This is a genomic window from Luteolibacter pohnpeiensis (assembly GCF_016595435.1).
Taxonomy (GTDB): domain Bacteria; phylum Verrucomicrobiota; class Verrucomicrobiia; order Verrucomicrobiales; family Akkermansiaceae; genus Luteolibacter; species Luteolibacter pohnpeiensis.
The window spans coordinates 1-3,577 of the sequence record NZ_JAENIJ010000078.1 but is presented as its reverse complement, the minus strand read 5'-3'; the positions used below and the strand labels follow the sequence as shown (position 1 = coordinate 3,577).

The window sequence follows — 3,577 nt, the reverse complement described above, 5'->3', positions numbered from 1 at the left end:
CGACGACATCGATCCAGACCGCGCTTGGGAGGATTGGCAGATTGCGCGGGTCGAGTTACACTCCGATGACGATTGAGTATGTCGGCTAGCAACTACAATTGGGTCTGTTTCGAGTGTCGCACCTCCCGGCGACACCCGAAGATTAGCGGTCAGATCCCGGCTTGCCCAGATTGTGGGCATGAGTGCTTCTGCCTTGGCTACAAGGTAGAGGTTCCGCGACGCGATGCCGTTCGTGAGTGGCGACTACTTCGCGAGGAATGTCGGAAGCGGCTTTACGCCCGTCAGGATCAACAGCAGCAATCGAATGTGAGGAGGCAACACGATTTGGAGAAGGAGATTGCTCGGATGGAAGCTCTCGGAGAGAACAAGGATCGGGAGCGCCAGATCAGAAAACTAAAAGAAGAGCTAACAAGGCGGAGCACAGAACCCCTGACCCGCCGCGAGTTCTAGCCGCCATGATGATTCCACCTTCAACCCACAGTCGAAGCCTTGCCCCCGGTCAGGGGTCTGTGTCCTTTAACGTTCGGCAAAAATATGAATCGCGACATCACAGAAATCGTTCGTGAGTTTCGGCAGTTCACGGCAGATGACTTCGACTACTCGAAAGGCGGATCTGGGCCGGAGCAGCTTTATGCTTTGTGCGAAGAGGTAGAAGGACTGCCTGATCCTACCGCTGTTTTCCCGGAGTTTTTTGCACTGATGGAGCGTCTTCCTGATTCGGAGTTAGGCACGCCAGGACCGCTTGTGCATACGCTGGAGAATCACATTGGCTCGTATGAGCGATTGCTTGCGGCGTCTGTGAGGCGAAAGCCGACGGATCTCAGTGTCTGGATGGTAAATCGTATTTTGAATGGTTCAGAGAAGGATCGCGCATTTTGGATCGAGCTTCTTGCCCTCGCGGCGGATCACCCCGAAGCATCTGAAGTCATCAAGGATGAGGCGAAGCGTTTCATCCAACTCCAGAGCCAAAAGTGAAAAAGCCGAACCAGGCGCCAGAGCCAGCGAGCGCCGTGGCTCATCTTTGACGTTGTGCAGAAATGAAAGCCGCCGTTCTATATACCTTCTTCGCGATTATCCTCGCTCTCCCTCTATTTGGGGCGGGTGAATGTCCGGCTTGCGGGGGGGTGGTTACAACCGTCGGCAAAGTTGCTGACGATGAAACAAAGCCGAGTAAGAATCAGTGGGTTTGGAACAGAAGTATCTGCGCGAATCTTCTCTTCGATGAGGATTCACTAATTTGCACGCGCTGTTGGTTGGCGAAGGACAAAAATCAGCCAGATACTTGGATGCGCTCCAGCTTGCTGCCAGATTCATTCGTTATACCCCTGAGTGATGCAATCCGAAGATTCCCGGAACCTGGTAACTACAATCAACGTTTTGTGGGCAAGCGGCGTATTGAGTCGATGTCTTTCTGGTGCGCAGATTCACCAGATCTAATCGGAAAATTCCAGAATTACTGTAAGCAGCACGATTTGACTTTGAAATTGACGCGATCTGAGAGGTACCCGAAAGAAGTCTTCGTCGACGTGGAGCAAAAGCCAATTGCACAACAAGACGGCGCTGACCAACCCGCTACCGCCTCAGAGGCGAAGGCGGGGGGTAATCAGAAACCGCAAACTGAGAAGGAGGCCACCCCTCGGTAGCGGTTGGCAGGCCTCTGACGTTGGCCAAGAATCATGAACGCTGTGCCGAGGACCCGAACCGATCTTCTCAGGGCGTTGCTAGTTGTTGCGGCTTCCCCGTTCGTCGCGGTCGTGCTCGCTCGGTATTTTGCCCTTGCCTCTTATTCGTCAGCATCCCCGCGCTCGGACGAATTTTTCATTGGTCGTAATCTGTTGAGGGTGATCGAGGCGGGTGTATGCATGCCTATCGCGATCGGGTCAGCCTTACTTACAGCCCTTCTCTCGACCCTGTATATTCGACTTGATCGAGGACTTTCAGCCAGGGGTTTTGTGGTTCTGGCCGTATTTGGATTTATCGCGTGCACTCCGGCAGTTTTGAGGCAGGGCTGAATAGCCCTGAAAAAAGAGGAGGCCAACAAGTCGCTGGTGGCAAGCGGCGACAACGCTCTTCGTTGAATCCGGGCTTCCTTTCCACCGCTGCCACAGCTATTACGTTGGGCCAAAAGAATGAACCGCATACTCATCCTGCTCGCAATTATTACTATCAGCAATGCGATTGCGGCTGATCCCTCTCCGATTCTGGTGGTTCGAGAGATGAACCCGTGGCGGATGGTGATTGGTTCCGACAGCGCCAAGTTTGCGATCTATGACGATGGATCTGTGATTTACCAAACTGCCAAGCCAACCGTTGAACGACCCTTTTCGCGAAGGAAGATCGATGATCCGTCGAAGATGGCTGAAGCTCTCCTCGGCTTTGATCCAGCGAAGGTAGATGCTGAGTATGAGCTTTCCTCGGCGACCGATCAGATTTCCACTACGATTTGGACGCCCGAGAAGCAGATCGAGATTTACGGCAATTGGCGTAAACCGCTCACACTCGGCGGGGGAGACGATCCCGACACGAAAGCAATTGACGAGGGGGAACGCAAGATGTGGGAGGCGCTTCCCAAAGAAGTTCGAGCCTTTCTGGCGAAGATTGAGGAGGAGCGAGAGAATGCAGGAGATCCATGGTTGCCAGAGAGTATCGAGGTGATGTTCTGGCCATACGAGTATGCGCCGGATCAATCGATCGTCTGGCCCGCGGGATGGCCGGATCTCAATGCCAAAACGACACGTAAACGGGGTGAGAATTCTTACAGCGTGTTTTTACAGAGTAAGAACTACCCTGAACTCCTGAAGTTTATTGCTACTGAAAAGGAGAAGGGTGCGATTCTGATCAATGAGAAGAAGATGGCGATCTCATATCGCTTTCCATTCCCAGGTGAGTACAAATGGATGCAATAACTAAAGATGCCCAACAAGGCGGTGGACTCAACGCGCTACCGTGCGTGAATCACCTCTAACGTTCTGCTAAAATGAAGATGCTGATGGCAGCCACACTGGTTCTATTCGGGGCGTTTTGGCTGTTCAATGCGACGATTAATCGAACCGTGGTGAGAACAAATGCGATAAGCAACGCAATGCAGCTCGAAGCGGACCTCAAAAAGTGGGCGATTACAAAGGTCGATGGAGGAAGACTGCGGGAGAGCGATGTCATTGAGATATTTCCTGAGGAATACTCCCTGCGCTTCGGTGGTGAGAGTCGGAATAGAAATTTTCGAGAGATGGTTTCGGATATCGCCCAATCGGGTGTGCCTCCTCTATGGCCGGGCGTATTGGTTCTATTGATTGGTTGTCTGGGCGCTTACACTTCGGTGCAGTCCCTTCAAATAAAACAGATTGCAGAACAAGATGCTGCGTTGAAAGATCAACCGTAAATTGAGTTTTTTGGGATTCTTTTGAGTGGCTGAGGTCGGGTGTTTTCAGGTGGTTTGGAAGCCTCTTTTTTCGGGGTTGTAGGGTTCGCCGGATTTGAGAATTCCGTAAATTTGGTGGAGCAGTTTTCGCATGATGGCGATGATGATTTGCTTGGGCTTTTTGCCATTTTCCTGGAGCCGATCGGCGAAGGTTTTGAG

Annotated in this window: 3 protein-coding genes; all 3 read left to right on the top strand. The window is 52.2% G+C overall.

Annotation, left to right across the window (positions count from 1 at the left end; translation table 11 throughout):
- Nucleotides 1-534: 534 nt before the first annotated feature.
- The 3 genes from JIN85_RS19920 (at nt 535) to JIN85_RS19910 (ending at nt 3,379) form a co-directional block, all read left to right on the top strand.
- Nucleotides 535-975: a hypothetical protein gene (locus JIN85_RS19920; RefSeq protein ID WP_200274146.1), complete on the top strand. Its 441-nt coding sequence runs from the start codon at nt 535-537 to the stop codon at nt 973-975.
- A gap of 1,154 nt (nt 976-2,129) precedes the next feature.
- Nucleotides 2,130-2,906: a hypothetical protein gene (locus JIN85_RS19915; protein WP_200274144.1), complete on the top strand. Its 777-nt coding sequence runs from the start codon at nt 2,130-2,132 to the stop codon at nt 2,904-2,906.
- A gap of 71 nt (nt 2,907-2,977) precedes the next feature.
- Entirely contained in the window at nt 2,978-3,379 is a 402-nt protein-coding gene (locus JIN85_RS19910; RefSeq protein WP_200274142.1) for a hypothetical protein, read from the top strand.
- The last annotated feature ends 198 nt before the right edge of the window (nt 3,380-3,577 follow it).

What these genes read in the sequence shown, in the direction of transcription:
- JIN85_RS19920 (WP_200274146.1), top strand. Translation starts at nt 535, where the DNA reads ATGAATCGCGACATCACAGAAATCGTTCGTGAGTTTCGGCAGTTCACG.
- JIN85_RS19915 (WP_200274144.1), top strand. Translation starts at nt 2,130, where the DNA reads ATGAACCGCATACTCATCCTGCTCGCAATTATTACTATCAGCAATGCG.
- JIN85_RS19910 (WP_200274142.1), top strand. Translation starts at nt 2,978, where the DNA reads ATGAAGATGCTGATGGCAGCCACACTGGTTCTATTCGGGGCGTTTTGG.